Below are 20,694 nucleotides of genomic sequence, written 5' to 3' on the forward strand. Positions count from 1 at the left end.
AATAAGGATAAAGTTGTCTTTACCCTTATTTAGAAATTTTATGAAATGATTATTTTGTGAAACGTAATGACATTTTGCGGTCAGAAGCTCTTTCTGTGTCAGAAGCTGTTTCAGCTACTTTTGCAAATTCTTCTCCGTAACCTTCGGCAGCAATAACTTGTGCACCAACACCACGTTTTGTTAATTCAGCTTTTAAGTAATCTGCTCTTTTTTGAGAAATTTCTTTGTTTTTCGCATCATCACCAACTTTATCTGTGTATGCTCCAAGTTTAATTTTTGCTGTTGGATATTTTTTCAAAATTGCAGCAACATTATCTAATTGAACGTCAGAACCTGGCTCTAATTGATCTGTTTTACCAAAAACGAAGTTAACATTATCAAAGTTGAACCATTTTTCTTTCAATTGATCTTCTGTCATTGTTGCAAAATCTGGCGCTTTGATAAATTTGATAATTTGATCTTCTAATCCATTTGCATATCCTTTCAATGCAACACCATCTAAATCGATATCAGATAATTCTTTCGGTGCAGCGTTTAGAGAATCCTCATTCAATGAATCAACCACAATTTCAGTTTCTTCTGTAACAACAGTTTTTTCTTCGTTCTTATTGCATTTTTTTAATAAGAAAAAGGCCGCTAAAGCAACTAAAATTAATGGAATTAACCATTTCCAAAAACCTCCGCCACCATTGTTGTTATGAGTTTCTGCGTAAGCATCAACTGGCGCTACATAAGGTTTTTCTTCCGGTTCTACATCAACTACTTTTCTTGTTTCTGTAATAGTTTCAGTTACATGATCTTTTGCAACATCTATTGTTTCAGTGATTTTAGGCGCATCATTAAACATTGTTCCTAAACCTAAAGCTCCAAGTCCTAAACCAGTTGGAATTAATCCTAAAATTTTATCTTTAATTCCTCCTAAAGATGAAAAGAAATCAGCTTCTGTTACATTGTTAAATTCGGCTTCTTTTCCAATAGATCCAAAAGTTGTTAAAGCTGTTAAGTCTAATAATTTTGAAGATGAACCTGTCGAAATCCCTGCATATTCAGCAATTTTAGAAACGATTGGTTGAGCATTCGAACCAAAAATAACATTGATTAATTCTTTAATCGTGTCGGGTGTTTCTTGTTCTGTCGAAATATTTGCTAATCCACGAGAAGCACCAAAAGATTTGATGGTATGAAATAAGCCTGTAGTAGAATTCTTTTTTTCTAAAACACCTCCTAAAAGAATAGGAATGAATGCATTGATTGCTTTAGAAATTCCCGATTCATTTTCACCTAATTCTGATGAAGTTTTCGAGATCAAATCTGGGGTAATATACCCTTTTACTAATTCAATAATGTTCATAGATTTTAATTTTTAATTATAGCCTTTTTTAAGTTGTAATTTGTTCTTAACGAATATTGTACCAATATTCATATTTATTAAAATTAGTTAAAAAAAATGATAATTTTTCTATTTTTTTGAAAAGATGTTAGATTGGAACTAATTTTATCAACTGAATTACTAATAAAAAAGAATAATTATGCAAGAGCAAGACAAGGTAGATAGTTTGCAAGATGTGATTTCAACACCTATCAAAGATGTAGAATATATTACGAACTGGTTAATTACGAAAGGGTCTGAAGTGGGGTGGAGTTTAGTCTCTGCGATATTTACGTTAGTAATTGGTTTATGGTTGGCGGGCAAATTGAAAAAATTGATTGAAAAACGTATGATTACTCGTAATGTGGATCTATCTATTCGTACTTTTCTTATTCCGATTATAAATATTGTTCTAAAAATGATCGTGATAATGTTTGTTGTTTCACGATTAGGTTTAGATGCTTCCGGTTTAATCGCAGCACTGGGAGGAGCTGGTTTAGCAATTGGTTTAGCTTTGCAAGGGTCTTTGTCAAATTTTGCAGCGGGAATTCTAATTATTATTTTCAAACCGTTTAAAGTAGGAGATTATATTGTTTCACAAGGAAATGAAGGAACTGTCGAATCAATCAGTTTATTAAATACAGTGATTGCTACTGGAAAAGGGCAGGTTGTGACGCTACCAAATGCAAATTTGTTTAATAATCCAATTACCAATTATTCCGTCAAAGAATATCGTCGATTAGATGTGAATGTTGGTATTTCTTATGATGATGATTTTGACAAAGCGCGCGAAGTTTTGTTGAATGTTTTAGAGAAAAATGAATTGGTTGATGATACACAATCTAAAACGGTTGAGATTTTAGAATTTGCAGCAAGTTCTGTGAATTTGGCTGTGCGTTGTTATGTGAAGAATAGTGATTATTGGACGGCTTATTGGCAATTGTATCGCGCGGTGAAATATGCATTAGACGATAATAATATCTCGATGCCTTATCCGCATACAGAGATGATTATTAAGAATGATAGTAATTCGCCAACAGTTCCTTTCGATAATAAAGATTAATGAAGTATTTACTTACTATATTATCAATTTTTTCGTCTGTGCATCTATTTGCGCAGATCGAATTAATTGAGAAACATCTCAATTCTGATTTCTATTCCACTCAATTCACAGGATTTTATTTGTATGATCCAATCACGAAAGAAGAAATCTATAATTATAACGGGAATAAATTTTTTATTCCAGCATCAAATACCAAAATTTTTACGTTGTATACAGCAATGAAAATGTTGAACGATTCTATCCCTGCATTCAAATATCAGTTGATTGGTGACGAATTGCATATCGAAGGAACTGGAGATCCAACTTTTTTGCATCCAAAATATAAAAATACACGAGCGGTAGATTTTTTGAAAAATAATGGTTCTAAAATTGTTTTTCATTGGAATAATTTCGACGAAGAATCTTTTCTACCAGGTTGGACTTGGGACGATTTTAGAAAAGATTATGCACCAGAAAGAAGTCAATTTCCAATTCATGAAAATTTAGTTTCAATTTCGAAAAATGGAAGTTCAATCAAAACATTTCCGACATATTTTGAAGAATTAACAGAAATTAGAGAAATGCCAGAGCCGAGGAATTTTTATGATAATAAATTTTATATCAGTAATAAAAAACGAACAGAAAAAGTTCCTTTTATAGTGAATGAAACGGTGATAGAAAAATCGTTGTCGCAAATTTTGGGTAAACCTGTTGATATGGTCAAAACGCCAATGATCAATAATCCGAAAGTGTTTTATAGTCAGAAATCAGATGATGTTTACCGCGAAATGATGGAAAATAGCGATAATTTTTTGGCGGAACATTTATTGATTTTAGCTTCGAGTACTTTACCAGGAAAATTGAGCGCTTCTGAAACGATTACCTTTTCTAAAAGATATTTGTTGAATGATTTGAAACAACAACCAGAATGGTTTGACGGTTCGGGATTATCGCGTTATAATTTGTTTACACCGCAAAGTTTTGCTCAAGTTTTGGGGAAAATGTACAACGAATTTCCCGAGCAACGTTTGTTTTCTATTTTCCCAATAGGTGGTAAAACTGGAACAATCAAAAATAGATACAAAGATTCGGCGCAACCTTATATTTATGCCAAAACAGGAACGTTGAACAATAATGTAACGTTGAGTGGTTATTTGAAAACGAAATCTGGAAGAACGTTAATTTTTAGTTTGATGAATAATAATTCGATCAAAGATTTATCTTGGATTCGAAATGAGAACGAAAAGTTATTACGAATTATTAGAGATAATTATTAAGCATATTTGAAATAAAAAAGCCTTCCGATTTCGGAAGGCTTTTGCTTTATTAGAAAGACATCTTTACGGTGTCGTTATTTCCTGTTAATACTTTTGTGTCTTTTTTATTTTTGACATCAAAAGTTACAATGTTTTGTTGATCATTAAAAATATCTGTCAACAAAGCTACTTTTAGTTCTATCGAGCTGATATTAGAAATTTTATCAAACTTAAAAAAAACTCGTGTCGATTTATCATTTACCTGATAACCATAATAAGAAGTTCCCAAAGCTTTACCATTTACTTTTACATCAACTTTACTATTTACATACGCTTTCAACTTGTTTTCGAAGTTAGATTTGTTTGAAACATCAGCACCAACTGCTTTTTCCAACTGATTGGTAAATGTACGCGCAGTGATATTTAAAGTTCCAGTTTCTTGTTCGTAATCAACCTTGATATTTGCTGTATGAAAATCTTGAGCGTTTAGGTTAAAAGTTACTAAAACCAAAAGCAAAGAGAATAGATATTTTATGTATTTCATTTTATTTCTTAGTTTGTACAAGTCTATTTCAAATCGAGTGCCAAAGATTCTTAAAATTTAAAAGAAAGCTTTAGCGACTTGTTAATAACGAAATTAGAATAAAAAAATTATAAATCACATAAAAATATAAAAAGAGTATTAAGTTATTAATACTCTTTTTAGTGAAATTATTCTAATTTTTAAACTAACCAAAGTTGATTTTGGTATAAAAAGAAAACTCCTAAAGCTACTAATAGAAATGAAACTATTGCAAAAATAGGGACGCTCATTGGTACAGTTATAGAGCGTTTTAGTTTTGCATTTGCAATCGTCATAAAAATAACAGCAGAAATCATAATTAATGGATGTTCCATCAACTTAAATCTTAAAATATCGTTTTTCATAATGTTTTCTGCCCCAGAAACATCAACAGCCAATTTTATTAAATTTACTAATCCAAGTAATAATTGAACGTGAAAAGTAATGGTTGTAAATAACCCGATTTTTTTTATTGTTGCGTTTGTATCTTTTTTAGAAATCGCATAAATTAATGTTGAAATCACAAAGATAACGCCCATCAAAATCACAAGATAAGCCCAGCCACTATGAAATTGTTTGATAAAATCCATTTTTCTAATTTTAGTTTTTCAATACAAAAATAACAAACCTTTTTACATAAATACTATTTGATGATATTTATGTGTTTTCAGAACAGTTTTTTAGATTAATCAAAATCTCGTAATTTCGCGCAAAATATATCCGAAATGGGAAAAGATAAAATCAGAAGATTTAACGAAAATAAAACTTTTCAGAATGTTGTTCAACCAACACGAGAAGAGGCAATTAACGAGTTTGCATTAAAAGGAAATTGGAACAAAGAATTTTTCAAGAACGACAAACCAATTGTGTTAGAACTTGGGTGCGGAAAAGGAGAATATACAGTTGCAATGGCGCGTCGTGACAAGGATCGTAATTTTATCGGAGTAGATATTAAAGGATCAAGATTTTGGCGTGGTGCTAAGACTTGTTTGGATGAAGGAATTGAAAATGCTGGATTTCTTCGAACTCAAATCGAAATTATCGATCATCTTTTTGCAGAAAATGAAGTGAGCGAAATTTGGATTACTTTCCCAGATCCACAAATCAAATACAGAAGAACAAAACATCGTTTAACAGATCCTGAATTTTTGAGACGTTACAATACCATCTTAAAACCTGAAGGAACAGTTAATTTAAAAACGGACTCTGAATTTTTACACGGATATACACATGGTGTTATTCACATCGAAGGACACGAAGTTATTCGTTCTACACACGATGTTTATCACCCAGATCATTCAGATATTCCAGAAATTGTAACAGCTGTACAAACATATTATGAATCGAAATTTTTGGAAGAAGGTAAAAAGATTACCTATATAAAATTTCAATTAAAATATTAATAAAAAAATCCATCGAAAGATGGATTTTTTTGTTTTGATAAATACGATAAATCATTATTAATCATATATTTGTTTTACACTAATATGATTTTTTATGAAAACTAAACTTTTACTACTTACCACATTTTTATTGAATGGGCTTTATTCTTTTGCGCAAACCAGAGAAAACTTCATTTTTGCGACAATGGAGACTGAGAATGCCGCTTTTTTACAAAAAAATCATGCGGATTCTATTGAAATAATTTCTTCAAAAAATAATTTTTCTGCTATTTATTTTCATCCAGAAATTGCTGAAAGTTTACATGGAAAATTTGCGCATGGACATGGTTATATTTTTAGAAATTCGAAAGAAGATGCACTAGAATCACTTCAAGAAAAGCCATCTCAGAAAAAAGCACCTTTCAATTATACAATATCAGAACAAGCTTTTATAACTACGGCATTGAATGATGTTGATGTCAAAGAAATTGAGAAAACAATTTTGATGTTAGAAGATTTCAAAACGCGTTATCATACACGACAAGAAGCAAATAATGCGGTTCTTAAATTGAAAGAAGTTTGGGTGAAAATGATTGCTGATGCAGGACGAACTGACGTATTTGTAAGAATCGTTGATCATGTGAATACGCCAATGAAGTCGTTGATTTTGACTTTTAATGGAATTGAAAAGAAAGATGAATTTGTGATTATTGGAGGTCATGCCGATTCGACTGTTGGTTGGAATGCAAATCAAACTTTTGCACCAGGAGCAGATGATAATGCATCTGGAATTGCAACAATCACCGAAGTTTTGCGTGTGTTGTTAAAAAATAATTTCAAACCGCAACGAACTACCGAAATTATGGCTTACGCAGCAGAAGAAATAGGTTTAGTAGGATCGAAAGAAATTGCGCAGAAATACGCTTCGGAGAATAAAAATGTAATAGGTTATGTACAATTTGATATGACGAATTACAAAGGTTCTACGAAAGATGTTATTTTGATGACGGATGCTTATTGTGATGCAAATCTCAATTCGTTTTTGATGCAATTGATGGACGAATACAACAAAACTGGTTTACATCAATTCACGTATGATACTTCACAATGTGGATACGGATGTTCAGATCATTTTAGTTGGTCGGATAATGGTTTTGCGGCAACTTTACCTTTCGAGGCTAAAATGCAAGATAGCAATCCATACATTCATTCTGTAAATGATACATATGCAACTCTTGGGAAAACCTCTACGCATGCTACGAAGTTTACAAAATTAGGAATCGAATATGTGGTTGAAGCTGCTAAAACATCAACTTTAGGGACAAATGATGTTGATAGAAATTCATCTAAAATTTATATTTCAAACAAAACATTGAATTATCAATTAAATTTTGAGTCTCAAATTTCGATTAAAATTATTGATGCAACAGGACGAATGATTAAAACGATAAATACTGAAAATTCTAATGGAAGTGTAAATCTTTCTAACTTATCAGCAGGATTTTATGTCGCAACAATTCAAGATGATAATGGAAATAGTGTTTCGCATAAATTTATATTGAAGTAGATTTCTTACCAAATAAAAAACAAAAAGCAAGCTGAAATAGCTTGCTTTTATATTTTTGAAATTTATCTAAATCTTAGTCATTCAAACTTTGTAGGTAAGAAACCCAACCTAACGTTTGGTATTCTTTTGCCGCAGTTTTTACATCAGCAGCTTTGTAAATTCCACGACCAACAATCATAAAGTCTGTGTGGTAATTTTTGAAAACTAATTCTGGCGTATTATACTGTTGTCCTTTGCTATCTCCAGTCGAAGAAATATTAACACCAGGCGTAAACAATAACAAGTTATCAGGAATTTGGCGTTGTGCAACAGCTCCTAAAACATTTCCAGATTGTTCCGAAACATTAATTGCTTTTGTAAAGTAATAATCATCAGTCAATGTTCCTTTCGAAGACATTTCAACAATTGTGATAACTCCGGTATTTTCGAAAACTTTTAATGATTCTAAACCTCCAATTGGATGAACAGTTACTAAATCTGCCCAATCAGAAATTTTGTAAATCGATTTCTTAAATTGTAATTCTTGCGTATTTCCAATATCTCCAAACTTGCGATCTTCGAATAATAAGAATTCTTTTTCACGTGCGATTTTTTTCAACTCAACAATTAAGTTATCCGAAAAATCTTGAATAATATCTGAATGTAATTTTAACGCAACAATATGATCACCAACCTTTTTAGCGAAATCTGTAATTTCTTCAGAAGTAATTAAATCTGCAGAAGCAATTAAGTTAGATTGTTTTTTCAATGCTAATTCAACCAAACGTTTTCCAACTGGATGTACAATTTTTTTGTTTTCCAATGCAATACGTTGTTTTGCAGGAACCGCTTCTGGAGGTAGAGCTAAAAAGTCTTTGATTTTTTTCGCTTCATCATCACTTAAACGGTGATATTTATGTAAAATATCGATTACCTCGTGAATTGTAAATAACGTTTTCACATTGTAACCTTCTTCTTTCAATTTTTCAGATCCACCTTGCGCACGATCTAAAACAACCACCAAATCTTTTACACGTAAACCTTCGCGCTCAACTTGATCAATTGTTTCTAATAAAGATTGTCCAGAAGTAATTACATCTTCGACCAAAAGACAAGATTGTCCTTCCGTAAAAACACCTTCTACCATACGTTTAGTACCGTAACCTTTGTTTTCTTTACGTTTGATAATCAAAGGAATATTCGATGTTAAACTCATTGTAGTCGCCATTGGCAAAGCTGCATAAGGCACACCACAAATCAAGTCGTATTCTACATCTTCAACTAAATCTAATAAGTTATTTGCTAAAGTTTTTAGTAATTGTGGACTCGAAGCTAAAGGTCTTAAATCGACATAGAAAGGAGATTCTATACCACTTTTTAAAGTAAAATTTCCAAATTTTATAATTCCCAGCTCGTAAGCTTTCAATAAAAAATCTTCTCTTGGTTGCATCTGTGTAATGTTTGAGCAAAGTTAATAGGTTTTTGAGTCATTTATGGCATTTTAAGGGAAATTAATTTTTAGATGTATAAAAATTGAATATTTATACTAATTTGATTTATAATTTGTTCTAAAAGTGAAATATTATGTATTTAAAATAAATGAAAATTTTTAATTAATGTTATTTTTTATTGAATCAATAGTGCATCTTATGTTTTCTAAATCTTCTTCGCTATTAAATGTAAAATTATCACCAAAAGGATCAATAGCTCTTGATATAAAAAAGAACTTTTTGTTATTTATTTTGATATAATTTAAATATGGAAGTACAAATTGATTAATTTCTTGAACTTCATTAAGATTAAATGTTTTTTTTGAAAATACCTTTTTAATTGTAAGTTGGTTAATGTTATTATCTAACACTATTTCATTAATCTGATAATTAATCCGAATAAAAACACATAAAATTAGTATAAATGAAATACAAAAAATCAAGACATCATATTTATTTTTTGCAATTATTTCGTCTAAATAAGTGAAAATAATTACTGAAGTAAATAGAATTAATATGTTTAAAACAATTATAATAAGCACATTATAAAAACTATTATATTTTCTACTAATATATTCTTTCATTTATAAGAATTAAATATTTACGTAAAAATATAATTTTTATGTAATTCAGAAAAGAAGTTTTCGTTCTACATTTTATAATAAAACTTCATAAAATAACTTTACTTTTGAAATCTATACAAAACACAAATGAAAAAATATATAGTTGCCAGCATTGCTTTTGTAAGTATGTTGGTTTCGGCACAAGAAACGCCTTTCAAATTTACAGAATTAGTTAACAACACTGCGCTTCCAATTATTTCGCAAGGAAAAACGGGAACTTGTTGGTCATTTTCTACAACTTCTTTTTTAGAATCAGAAGTAAAACGATTGACAGGAAAAGATGTCGATTTGTCGGAAATGTACAATGTACGATATACTTATCCAGAAAAAGCATACAATTATGTTTACCGTCAAGGAAAAGCACAGTTTAGTCAAGGAGGTTTGTCGCATGATGTTTTAAATTCGGTTCGTAAAAATGGATTAGTTCCAAACGAAGTTTATGCAGGTTTTGCGAATGGAACAGATGTGAAGCATAACCACGAAATATTGGTAAAAGATTTGAAAGTTGGATTAGATTCGATTGTAAAAAATCCTAAAAAATATTTAACAGCAGATTGGAAATCAAAATTTGATCAAAAATTGAATGATAAATTAGGTGTTCCTCCAACAAAATTCAAGTTCGAAGGAAAAGAATATACACCACAAGAATTTGCAAAAGCCTTGAAAATAAATCCTGATGATTATGTAACCTTGACATCTTTTCAGCAAGCGCCTTATTATTCACAATTTATTTTGCAAGTGCCAGATAATTTTTCAAATGGTTCATATTATAATTTACCATTAGATGAATACATGAAAGTCTTGGACGAAGCGTTATATAAAGGATATACAGCGGCTTTTGATACAGATGTTTCTGAAAAAACATTTTCTAAAAAGTATGGAATGGCAATTTGGCCTTCAGAAGGTTTAGAATCAGATTATTTTGTTCAGATTTTACCTGAAAAATGGGTGACGGCTGATGAGCGTCAAAAAGGTTTTGAAGATTATTCGACAGAAGATGACCATTTAATGCATATTACGGGAATTTTGAAAGATCAATTGGGAAATCAATATTATGATGTAAAAAATTCTTGGGGAATAACAGATTTAGGAAATAATGGACATATTTATATGTCGAAACCATTTTTCAGAATGAAATCAATTGCTTTTACAGTGCACAAAGATGCGTTGTCAAAAGAAGTGAAAAAGCAATTAGGTATAAAATAAAATCACTCACAAATGAATACATTAGAACAAGCGATAGAGAAACTAGATTATAAAGGTTATTTGGATGTAGAAATTCCAAAAGGCACTGATTTGATTGCGGAAATCAATAAATTACGTAAAGAGAAAAATGCGGTGATTTTGGCACATTATTATCAGTCAGGAGAAATTCAGGATTTAGCAGATTATTTAGGTGATTCATTGCAATTGGCTCGTGCAGCTGCAAAAACTGAAGCTGATATGATTGTTTTTTGTGGTGTTCATTTTATGGCGGAAGCCGCAAAGATTCTGAATCCGTCTAAAAAAGTGGTTTTACCAGATACAAAAGCAGGTTGTTCTTTGGCAGATTCATGTTCGGCAGAAGGTTTACGTGGTTTGCGTGAGCAACATCCAAATGCGATTGTAGTGAGTTATATCAATTGTGATGCGGGTGTTAAAGCGGAATCAGATATTATTGTTACTTCTTCTAATGCGGAAGCGATTATTAATTCGTTGCCAGAAGAGCAAGAAATTATTTTTGCTCCAGATCGTAATTTAGGTCGATACTTAAATCAAGTTTGTAATCGCAAAATGATTTTGTGGGACGGTGCTTGTATCGTACATGAGGCGTTTTCTTTGGAAAGAATTGCACAACAAATGGCTGATCATCCAAATGCAAAATTAATTGCGCATCCAGAAGCGCAAGAAGATTTATTGAAATTCGCACATTTCATTGGCTCAACATCTCGTTTGTTAGATTATGTGGTAGAAAATGATGCGCAAGAATTTATTGTGGCAACGGAAGAAGGAATTTTACACGAAATGCAAAAACTTGCTCCGAATAAAACATTAATTCCAGCTTTGGTTCAAGATGAATCGTGTAATTGTTCTGAATGTTTTTATATGAAATTATCAACATTAGAAAAATTATATCTGTGCATGAAATATGAATTGCCAGAAATTCAAATAGAAGAAGAATTACGAGTTAAAGCGTTAGCTGCAATTAATAGAATGTTAGATTTATCAGAAAAAATCAAATAATGGCTATTCAAGATGTATTAGTCATTGGTTCTGGAATTGCTGGACTTTCGTATGCGTTGAAAATCGCGATTCGAAATCCTGATGCGAAAATTACCATTGTAACCAAAGCAAATAAAGACGAAACCAATACGAAATATGCGCAAGGCGGAGTAGCTGTTGTGAGCGATTTCGAGAAAGATAGTTTCGAGAAACATATCGAAGATACGCTTCGTGCAGGAGATGGTTTGTGTAAGTTGGAAGCGGCTGAGGTTGTCGTAAAAGAAGCACCAGAACGTATCAATGAAATTATAGATTGGGGCGTTCGTTTTGATAAAAATAACGAAGGAATTTATGACCTTGGTCGTGAAGGTGGACATACCGAAAACAGAATTGTTCATCATAAAGATGTGACAGGTTGGGAGATTGAGCGCGCGATGTTAGAAGCAATCAAAGAATATCCAAATATTCAAGTTTTTACGCATCATTTTGTAGTAGATTTGATTACAGAACATCATTTGAATCGTGATATAGCAGAGAAAACAACATGTTTTGGTGCATATATTTTAGATTTGAATACAGATAAAGTTGAACAACATTTAGCCAAAGTAACTTTGTTAGCAACAGGCGGAGTTGGTCATGTTTATAAAAATACGACGAATCCAATCATTGCAACTGGCGATGGAATTGGGTTGGCTCGACGTGCGAAAGCAACCGTTTCGGGAATGCAATTTATTCAGTTTCATCCAACGGCTTTTTACAGCGAATTTGATGGACAGTTATTTCTGATTTCGGAAGCTGTTCGTGGTTTTGGTGCGAAATTGCGTACGAAAGATGGCCAGTTGTTTATGCACAAATATGATGAACGTGAAGAATTGGCTTCTCGTGATATTGTGGCGCGTGCGATTGATAATGAAATGAAATTGCGCGGAGATGATTATGTTTATATTGATTGTCGACACTTAGAGAAAGAAAAATTCTTGGAACATTTCCCTAATATTTACGAAAAATGTAAATCCGAAGGCTACGATATGTTTACCGAATTGGTTCCGGTTGTTCCTGCTTCGCATTATTTGTGTGGTGGAATTGACGTCGATTTAGAAGGAAAAACATCTATCGAGAATTTGTTTGCGGTTGGCGAATGTTCTAATACGGGTTTACATGGTGCAAATCGCTTGGCTTCGAATTCGTTGTTAGAAGCGATGGTTTTTGGTCATCGTGCAGCGTTAAAAACGGTCGATTTATTAAATGATAATCAATTTTCGATTTATAATTTTGAGTTTCCAGAATGGAACGAAGAAGGCATGAAAGTGCAAGAAGAATTAGTATTGATTTCTTATTTACGCAAACAATTACAAGCGATGATGAGCGAATTGGTCGGAATTGTACGAAGCGATAATCGTTTGCAAATTGCACAAAATCGTATCAATGAAATCGAGAAAATGGTCAAAGAAATTTATTATTTTACGATTGTTTCACCTAAAATTTTAGAACTTCGAAATTTGGTTGATGTCGCACATTTAATCATTGAGCAAAGTATCAATCAAAAAGAAAATCGAGGAACTTTTTATAACAAAGATTTTAATTAATGAAGAAATTATTTCTGTTCGTTACATGTTTTGCAATGAGTTTTTCTTTTGCTCAAAATTCGAAAGAAAAACAAAACGTAAGTTTGACTTCTGGTAAAGAAGCCAAGAAAGCGGTTGTGTATTTTGGTTGTGAAAATCTAAAAGAAAATAGCGAGCTACAAGCATGTATGAACAAAAATTTGAATCAAGATATTCAAACTCAAATTTCATTCTTTTCTAATATTGCTGATTATCTTCATATCGAAACTGCTCAATCTAAATTAGGTTTTAAAATTAATGAAGATGGTAATTTTGAAGATGTCTCGACTGATGGTTCGAATCCAATTTTTAATAGTGTAGCATTGTCTAGTTTAGTTTTGTTGAATAATAAAATGGAGCGAGCTAATCTAAAAATAACTCCTGCAAAAGGAGTTGATGGAAAAGCAGTTGCAATGAAATATACAATGCCTTTACGTTACGAATCGGCAGAAAAAAATAATGATTTTGAGAAGTTCCCTTCGGAAAATCGTGTATTGTTTACTTTAAAAACTGATGAAGAAACGATTGAAGTAAGAATTGATAAAGAATTTAATTTAACAACTTTTGGTAATAACGGAAGTCGGGAATATTATTTAGGAAAGTTTTCTAATCTTTTCGAAATGGCTTCTATCGATCCTTATGCAACCGCTTTTGATGCGGCTTTCAAATCTGGAGCAATAGATATTACAAAAGGTAAAATTGATGACAAAGAATATAAACTTCAGATCAAAAATTTCTTCGAAAATGATCCTTCAGTACAAGTGTTGATTACTGTTGTGCGCGAAGAAAATGGTACTTGGGCCGAGTATTACGAATACAAAACCAAGAAAGAATTTAATCAATCAAAATTTGCATCCTTAACATATAGATAATGAATTTTCCTCCATATATCACACAAGAAAAATTACAACTTTTTATTCGTCAAGCTTTTTTAGAAGACGTTGGCGATGGCGACCATTCAACGTTAGCGTCGGTTCCGTATGATGCAATTCAAGAAGCGGAACTGAAAGTGAAAGATAACGGAATAATTGCTGGAATTGAATTAGCGAAAATTATTTTTGATACGTTTGATCCATCTTTAAAAATAGAACAATATATAAATGATGGCGATAAAGTACAATTTGGAGATGTTGCTTTCAAAGTAAAAGGATCTTCACAATCAATTTTAACTTGCGAACGATTAGCGTTGAATTGTATGCAGAGAATGTCTGGAATTGCAACTTATGCGCACGAAATGATGGAATTGGTAAGCGGTACAAATGCCAAAATTTTGGATACACGAAAAACAACACCTAATTTCCGAATGATCGAAAAATGGGCAGTTAAAATTGGAGGAGCAGAGAATCATCGTTTTGGTTTATACGATATGGTGATGTTAAAAGATAATCATGTCGATTTTTGTGGAAATATTACAAAAGCGGTTGCGCAAACCAAAGATTATTTGTCAAAACATCATTTACATTTAAAAATAGAAGTGGAAACGCGTAATATGGATGAGGTAAAAGAAGCTTTGGATGCAAATGTAGATTTTATTATGTTGGATAATTTTGATCTTGAAACGATGAAAGAAGCGGTTCAATATATAAATGGGCGAATAAAAACGGAAGCTTCGGGCGGAATTACAAAAGAATCTGTTCGAGCAATTGCCGAAACGGGTGTTGATTTTATTTCTTCTGGTGCGATTATTCATTCCGCTCCCAACTTTGACTTGAGTTTAAAAGCTGTTAAGGCTTGATTTCTTTAACATTTTAATTTTTTTGTTGTAGTAAGAATACTAAATAATAGATTTTAACGTTAGCTATATTGTATTTGAATAATTTATTTTGAAAATTTATTAGTATCAGCTTATAAATAAAAAAGTTATTGGATAATATTTTATTAATACTGATTCTAAATAATTGTTTTTTGCTTGAATTTTTACTTTTTTTTTAAAAAAAAATCAGTGTACGTTGATAATTAATGTTAAAAATTAACATTTTCATTATGTTAATTTTTGATAAAATGTTAAATAATCTTTAAAACTTTACATGAATACTAGATCTAATTTACAATATTGATAATATATTGACTATTTTGAATAAAATATAATAATTAATATTTAAGATGTTAATTGATTTTGTAAAATTTTACCATAATTTAACAATAATCTCATTTAAAGTATAGAAATTTGCGGAAGTAAACTTTTAAACTATTTCAAAAGATGAGGTTAAACTCAACTAAGCTTTTACTAGTAGGAGCTTTTGCCTTAATGGCATCATTATCTTTCGCCCAAGTTGTTGAACCAACAGATTCTACAAAGGTTGAACAGGACGAAAACGTATCTTTAGGAGAAACATTAATCATTGGTAAAGGGGTTATCGATATCGTAGAGGATCGTAAAACACCAGTTGCTGTATCTACAATTAGTAAGGCAGCTATCGAAGATAAAGCGGTAGGAAATGTAGATTTCCCAGAAATCTTCGCTACAACTCCATCTGTATATGTTTCTGGACAAGCGGGAGGTTTTGGAGATTCTCAAATGTTTTTACGTGGATTTAGTAGTCAAAATACAGCTTACTTATTGAACGGACAACCAATTAATGGTATGGAAGATGGTAACTTGTATTGGTCTAACTGGTCTGCAATGACTGAAGTTGCAAATGCAGTTCAGATTCAACGTGGTTTAGGATCTTCTAAATTAGCTATTTCTTCTGTTGGTGGTACTGTAAATATGGTAACAAAAGCTACAGATAAAAAGCAAGGAGGTTTTGTAAGATTAAACACAGGTAACGATAGTTACATGAGTGCTACTATTTCTTACAATACAGGTATGAAAGGTAAATGGGGAGCTTCTTTCTTGTTTAACCAAACAACTATGCACAGATCTTGGGCTCAAGGAACAAATGCAAATTCACAAGCATACTTTGTTTCTGTAGGGTATAAACCAAACGATCGTCATAACATTAACTTTATGATTTTTGGTGCGCCGCAAGAGCACGGACAAAACTATTCTACAAAAAACACTAAGCAATGGGCTGATGCAGAAAAGTATGGATACGGAAATAAATACAATACAACTTACGGATACTTCAACGGTAAAGGAGAAAATTTAAGAACTAACTTTTACCACAAGCCAGTAGCAAACTTAAACTGGGACTGGACAATTAATGAAAACATGAATTTGTCTACAGTGCTTTATGCTTCTACAGGTACTGGAGGAGGTACTTCTGGAGTTGGTAAAGCAACAAGTACATTGAAAAATGGATTAGTTGATTTTGATTTAATTCAAAGCAATAACTTATTAGATCCAGACGGTATTGGAAATAATGGAGGTAAAGATGCAAACGGAAAAACAGTATCGAATGGTGCTATCCGTACATCTGTTAATAATCACTTCTGGTATGGAGGTGTAACAAACTTAAACTTTGATACTAAAACAGGATGGAACTTTAACATAGGTGCTGATATCCGTTTCTATCATGGTAATCACTTCCAACAAATGAATAATTTGTTTGGATTAAAAGGTTGGTCTGAAGTAAATAAATCAAACAATCAAACAGTTGTTGTAACAGAAACTTTTGGAACAAATCCTTGGTCTGCATTATTCAAATCGGCTAAAAAAGATCAAAGAACAGCAAGAGATTATTCTGAAGATATTAACTATCAAGGAGCGTTTGGGCAAGTTGAATACTCTAATGATATTTTCACAGTATTTGGACAAGGAGCAATCTCTAATCAATTCTACCAAAAATTTGATACTTGGAACTACGGAGGTGTAGAAACAGCTTCTAAAAAAGTAAACAAAACAGGATGGAATGTAAAAGGAGGTTTATCTGTTAATATTAACGAGGAGAATACAGTTTTTGCTAACGCAGGACGTTATTCTCGTCAACCGTTCTTAGATAATGTATTCGAATACAACAAAGTTGATTTACGTGAGCCAAATGTAGATAACGAAGAAATTACAGGTTTCGAAGTTGGTTACAAATACGAAACAAGAGGTTTAAGAGTTAATATTAATGCTTACTCTACAAAATGGGGTAATCGTTTCTTAGGAATTTCAGGTTCTGTAACTCAACCAGATAACACAACTCGTCCTATTTATACATCTTATACAGATATCACACAATTACACAAAGGTGTTGAAGTTGATTTTGACGCTAAAGTTTCTCAAATGTTTAGCTTATATGGATTCGCATCTTACGGTGATTGGAAGTATGATGGAAAAACTCCATTTGAATCGATGTATACTGATGACGATACAATTTTCGAAAAAGGAAATGTTGATTTGACAGGAACTTATATCGGAGAAGCTGCTCAATTTACTTTCGGTTTGGGAACTAAAGTTAACTTTACAAGAAACTTATATTGGGATGTAGACTTTATGTACAATGCTCGTACTTATGGACAAGTTAATCCAGTAGATGTAGTTAAAAGTGCATTAAAAGGAGAGGTTTATCAAGCTGAAAAAATTGCACCTTTTGCAAAAGTTAATACAGGTGTTGCATATGAATTCAAATTTGGTAAACAAAAAATCAAATTTAGAGGGAATGTTCGTAACTTATTCAACAATCAATACGTAAGTAGAATTGATAGAAATGGATACGGATATGCAGTAGGTAGAACTTGGAATGCAGGTGTTACTTATAGCTTCTAATAAGAATTAAAATTTCTTAACATATTAAAGTGGGCTTAGTAATAAGTCCACTTTTTTTTTTGAAGTATTGTGACTGAATTATTTGTCTTAAATTAATAAAACCTTAATATTTAATTTATAATAAATCTAAATAATTTTATTTTAAGAATAAATATTCATTTATTAATGAATTATTATACACATTGTTTTTTTTAAGTATTGTTGTTTGTTTAGTCTGTTTTTGATAAGGATTTAAAAATTTTATTATTTGGTAATTTTATTTTAATTATATTTTCATATTCATAAAATATTAAGAATAATATTATAATTATTTAAAATTGATTTTTTAAGTAATAATTATTCTTAATTAACATAACGTTTGTAGTTGTTTTAACATATATACACCTCAACTTTGCAGCGGTAAACATTTAAACTATTTCATAAGATGAGGTTAAACTCAATAAAGCTTTTATTAGTAGGAGCTTTTGCCTTAACGGCATCATTATCTTTCGCTCAAGTTGTTGAACCAACAGATTCTACAAAGGTTGAACAAGACGAAAATGTATCTTTAAGTGAAACTTTAATCATTGGTAAAGGTGTAATCGACGTTACAGAGAATCGTAAGACTCCTGTTGCTTCTACAGTTATTACAAGAGAGGAAATCCTTGATAAAGGAGTTGGAAATGTAGAATTTCCAGAATTATTAAAAAATTCGCCATCTATTTATGTTGCAGACCAAGCTTCAGGTTTTGGAGATGCAAAAATGTATATGCGTGGTTTTGATCAATCAAATACTGCTTTCTTATTGAATGGGCAACCAATCAACGGAATGGATAATGGTAGTTTATATTGGTCAAACTGGCAGTCTGTTTCTGATATTGCAAATGTTATTGATTCTCAACGTGGTTTAGGATCTTCAAAATTAGCTATTTCTTCTGTTGGAGGAACTGTAAATATCGTAACAAAAGCTACTGAGAAAAAAGAAGGTGGTTTTGTACGTTACTTAACAGGTAACGATTCATACCAAAAACAAACTATTGGTTATAATACAGGTATGAAAGGTAAATGGGGTGCTTCATTTATGTTTGATAACTGGTCTGCTCACAGAAGTTTTGCACGTGGAACAGAAGGTAAAGGTCAATCTTACTTTGTTTCTGTAGGTTTCAAACCAAATGCACGTCATACATTCAACTTTATGATTTTTGGTGCTCCGCAAGAACATGGTCAGAACTATTCTAAACCAATGGATACTCAATATCGTAATATTAAAGTTAATGGTGTAAATAAAAGTATTATTGCAACTCCAGGTTATGATATTACGGGTCGCTTAGGAAACTCTAATTATGGTTTCTATAATGGAGAATCTTTATCTGCTAAAACAAACTATTATCACAAACCAGTAGCTAACTTAAACTGGGATTTTACAATTAACGAAAACTTGTCTTTGTCTACAGTGATTTATGCATCTACTGGTACAGGAGGAGGGACAAGTACTTTAGGTAATGGTCCTGGATATACTGATGGAGGTTATAAATCTAATGGAGAAATTGATTGGGATGTAATAGCAGCGAAGAATCAAGAATTAAAAGATGGAATTTCTAATGGAAATAACGGAACTGTTTTAGCTTCTTCAGTAAATAACCACTTTTGGTACGGAGGAGTTTCTAACTTAACTTTTGATACAAAAAAAGGTTTTGTATTTAATGTAGGTACAGATTTACGTTTCTACCAAGGTGAACACTATCAACAATTAAATAATTTATTAGGAGCTTCTGGTCGTGCTGCATCTAATGTGCAACGTTCAAAAGACTATGTAGTTGATAAAACTTTCAGCTCAAGCCCTTGGAATTCTTTATTCAATAGAGCTAAACATAGTGAGAGAATTGGATTTGATAATTCAGAGAGAATTAATTACCAAGGTTTCTTTGGACAAGCTGAATACTCAAACGAATTATTCTCAGCATTCTTTCAAGGTGCTTTATCTTGGCAAGAGTATGAAAAATATGATAACTGGAACTATACTGCAGAATCTGCAGAAAAACAAGGTATCAAATTCAAAAACGGTAAAGCTTATTCAGGTGAGCGCACAGAAATTGGTTATAATTTAAAAGCTGGTTTCTCTATCAATTTAAATAAAGAAAATAGTGTTTTTGTTAATGGAGGTAAATATTCTCGTCAACCATATTTAAATAATATGTTTGTACGTAATACAGTTACTTTTGTTGAGCCAACTGTTAAAAACGAAGAGATTCAAAGTGTTGAAGCTGGTTACCGTTACAAAACTCGTACATTAAGAGTTAATGTTAATGCTTATTATACAGAATGGGATAATAGAGCAGATACTTACAACGATAAAGATTATACAGACTCTAATAATCAAATTCACAAAAATGTGCGTTACTTATTAAATAATTTATCTCAAGTACACAAAGGTTTAGAGGTAGATTTTGATGCTAAAGTAACACGTGATTGGACAGTTAGAGGTTATGCTTCTGCAGGAGATTGGAGATACCAAGGAGATTTTACTTACCAAGTTCAAGATACAGATACACAAGAGATTGTGGCTGGAACAGAGAATGGTAAAGGTAACTTAGACGGTGTAAGAGTAGGTAATGCAGCTCAATTTACATTTGGTATGGGTACTAAAGTTAAAGTAACAAAAGCTTTATCTTTTGATACAGATTTTAACTACTATGCTCGTTTATACGAAAACGTAAACGTTGCTGATGTTGCAAAAGCAAATATTAATGGACAAGTCTACAAAAATGCAAGTATTAGCCCATTTGCTACAGTAGATTTAGGAATGTCTTACAACTTTAAAATTACAAATAGTCAATCTATTAAATTTAGAGGTAACATCAAAAACTTATTCAATGATCAATACATTTCTCGTAAAGATAACTACGGTTACTTCTGGGGGAATGGAAGAACTTGGAATGCAGGTGTAACTTACAATTTCTAAGAAATATTTCATTATCATAACAAAAAGACGAACGCTTGTAG

General features: G+C 31.6%; 16 protein-coding genes. 11 read left to right on the forward strand and 5 right to left on the reverse strand.

The annotated features are described in order from the left end of the window. Window positions 1-49: 49 nt before the first annotated feature. Window positions 50-1,351: a DUF937 domain-containing protein gene (locus tag ACTS9J_RS02765; RefSeq protein ID WP_448352816.1), complete on the reverse strand. Its 1,302-nt coding sequence runs from the start codon at window positions 1,349-1,351 to the stop codon at window positions 50-52. 178 nt (window positions 1,352-1,529) lie between these two features. On the opposite strand from ACTS9J_RS02765, the gene ACTS9J_RS02770 reads away from it, so the two are divergent. Next, entirely contained in the window at window positions 1,530-2,432 is a 903-nt protein-coding gene (locus ACTS9J_RS02770; RefSeq protein WP_221856081.1) for a mechanosensitive ion channel family protein, read from the forward strand. Beyond that, a complete protein-coding gene (locus ACTS9J_RS02775; protein ID WP_219033816.1) occupies window positions 2,432-3,688 on the forward strand; it encodes a D-alanyl-D-alanine carboxypeptidase in 1,257 nt (418 codons plus the stop codon). Before ACTS9J_RS02770 ends, ACTS9J_RS02775 begins: the two co-directional genes overlap by 1 nt. 49 nt (window positions 3,689-3,737) lie before the next feature. Here the strand turns inward: ACTS9J_RS02775 and ACTS9J_RS02780 are convergent, their stop codons facing one another. Together ACTS9J_RS02780 and ACTS9J_RS02785 are read right to left on the reverse strand one after the other, a co-directional pair. Beyond that, entirely contained in the window at window positions 3,738-4,211 is a 474-nt protein-coding gene (locus tag ACTS9J_RS02780; protein WP_114998668.1) for a DUF6702 family protein, read from the reverse strand. A 179-nt stretch (window positions 4,212-4,390) separates the two neighbouring features. Further along, window positions 4,391-4,819: a hypothetical protein gene (locus tag ACTS9J_RS02785; protein ID WP_114998669.1), complete on the reverse strand. Its 429-nt coding sequence runs from the start codon at window positions 4,817-4,819 to the stop codon at window positions 4,391-4,393. A 135-nt stretch (window positions 4,820-4,954) separates the two neighbouring features. On the opposite strand from ACTS9J_RS02785, the gene trmB reads away from it, so the two are divergent. Both trmB and ACTS9J_RS02795 read left to right on the forward strand, forming a co-directional pair. Next, complete coding sequence (gene trmB, locus ACTS9J_RS02790; RefSeq protein WP_219033815.1) at window positions 4,955-5,632, forward strand: tRNA (guanosine(46)-N7)-methyltransferase TrmB; 678 nt, start codon at window positions 4,955-4,957, stop codon at window positions 5,630-5,632. Window positions 5,633-5,726: 94 nt separating this feature from the next. Beyond that, window positions 5,727-7,178: a M20/M25/M40 family metallo-hydrolase gene (locus ACTS9J_RS02795; RefSeq protein WP_312208200.1), complete on the forward strand. Its 1,452-nt coding sequence runs from the start codon at window positions 5,727-5,729 to the stop codon at window positions 7,176-7,178. A gap of 73 nt (window positions 7,179-7,251) precedes the next feature. Here ACTS9J_RS02795 and ACTS9J_RS02800 read toward each other — a convergent pair whose 3' ends face one another. Together ACTS9J_RS02800 and ACTS9J_RS02805 are read right to left on the reverse strand one after the other, a co-directional pair. Further along, complete coding sequence (locus ACTS9J_RS02800; protein ID WP_448352817.1) at window positions 7,252-8,607, reverse strand: orotate phosphoribosyltransferase; 1,356 nt, start codon at window positions 8,605-8,607, stop codon at window positions 7,252-7,254. A 159-nt stretch (window positions 8,608-8,766) separates the two neighbouring features. Next, window positions 8,767-9,231, reverse strand: a complete 465-nt coding sequence (locus tag ACTS9J_RS02805) for a hypothetical protein (protein ID WP_286495705.1) — start codon at window positions 9,229-9,231, stop codon at window positions 8,767-8,769. Between the two features lie 126 nt (window positions 9,232-9,357). On the opposite strand from ACTS9J_RS02805, the gene ACTS9J_RS02810 reads away from it, so the two are divergent. The 7 genes from ACTS9J_RS02810 (at window position 9,358) to ACTS9J_RS02840 (ending at window position 20,653) form a co-directional block, all read left to right on the forward strand. Continuing rightward, a complete protein-coding gene (locus tag ACTS9J_RS02810) occupies window positions 9,358-10,476 on the forward strand; it encodes a C1 family peptidase (protein WP_448352818.1) in 1,119 nt (372 codons plus the stop codon). A gap of 12 nt (window positions 10,477-10,488) precedes the next feature. Further along, window positions 10,489-11,493: a quinolinate synthase NadA gene (gene nadA / locus ACTS9J_RS02815; protein ID WP_286495703.1), complete on the forward strand. Its 1,005-nt coding sequence runs from the start codon at window positions 10,489-10,491 to the stop codon at window positions 11,491-11,493. Continuing rightward, window positions 11,493-13,058 carry an L-aspartate oxidase gene (gene nadB, locus ACTS9J_RS02820; RefSeq protein WP_291063558.1) on the forward strand — a complete coding sequence of 522 codons (1,566 nt, stop codon included), beginning with the start codon at window positions 11,493-11,495 and terminating at the stop codon, window positions 13,056-13,058. The genes nadA and nadB overlap by 1 nt, the downstream gene beginning before the upstream one ends. Next, the gene (locus tag ACTS9J_RS02825; RefSeq protein WP_291096036.1) at window positions 13,058-13,948 is read left to right on the forward strand and encodes a hypothetical protein; all 891 of its coding nucleotides are present in this window, start codon (window positions 13,058-13,060) and stop codon (window positions 13,946-13,948) included. The genes nadB and ACTS9J_RS02825 overlap by 1 nt, the downstream gene beginning before the upstream one ends. Beyond that, complete coding sequence (nadC, locus tag ACTS9J_RS02830; RefSeq protein ID WP_291047819.1) at window positions 13,948-14,811, forward strand: carboxylating nicotinate-nucleotide diphosphorylase; 864 nt, start codon at window positions 13,948-13,950, stop codon at window positions 14,809-14,811. The genes ACTS9J_RS02825 and nadC overlap by 1 nt, the downstream gene beginning before the upstream one ends. A gap of 465 nt (window positions 14,812-15,276) precedes the next feature. Then, window positions 15,277-17,712: a TonB-dependent receptor gene (locus ACTS9J_RS02835; protein WP_448352819.1), complete on the forward strand. Its 2,436-nt coding sequence runs from the start codon at window positions 15,277-15,279 to the stop codon at window positions 17,710-17,712. A gap of 424 nt (window positions 17,713-18,136) precedes the next feature. Beyond that, complete coding sequence (locus tag ACTS9J_RS02840; RefSeq protein WP_448352820.1) at window positions 18,137-20,653, forward strand: TonB-dependent receptor; 2,517 nt, start codon at window positions 18,137-18,139, stop codon at window positions 20,651-20,653. Window positions 20,654-20,694: the final 41 nt, after the last annotated feature.

It is taken from the genome of Empedobacter sp. ULE_I140 (genome assembly GCF_053482575.1).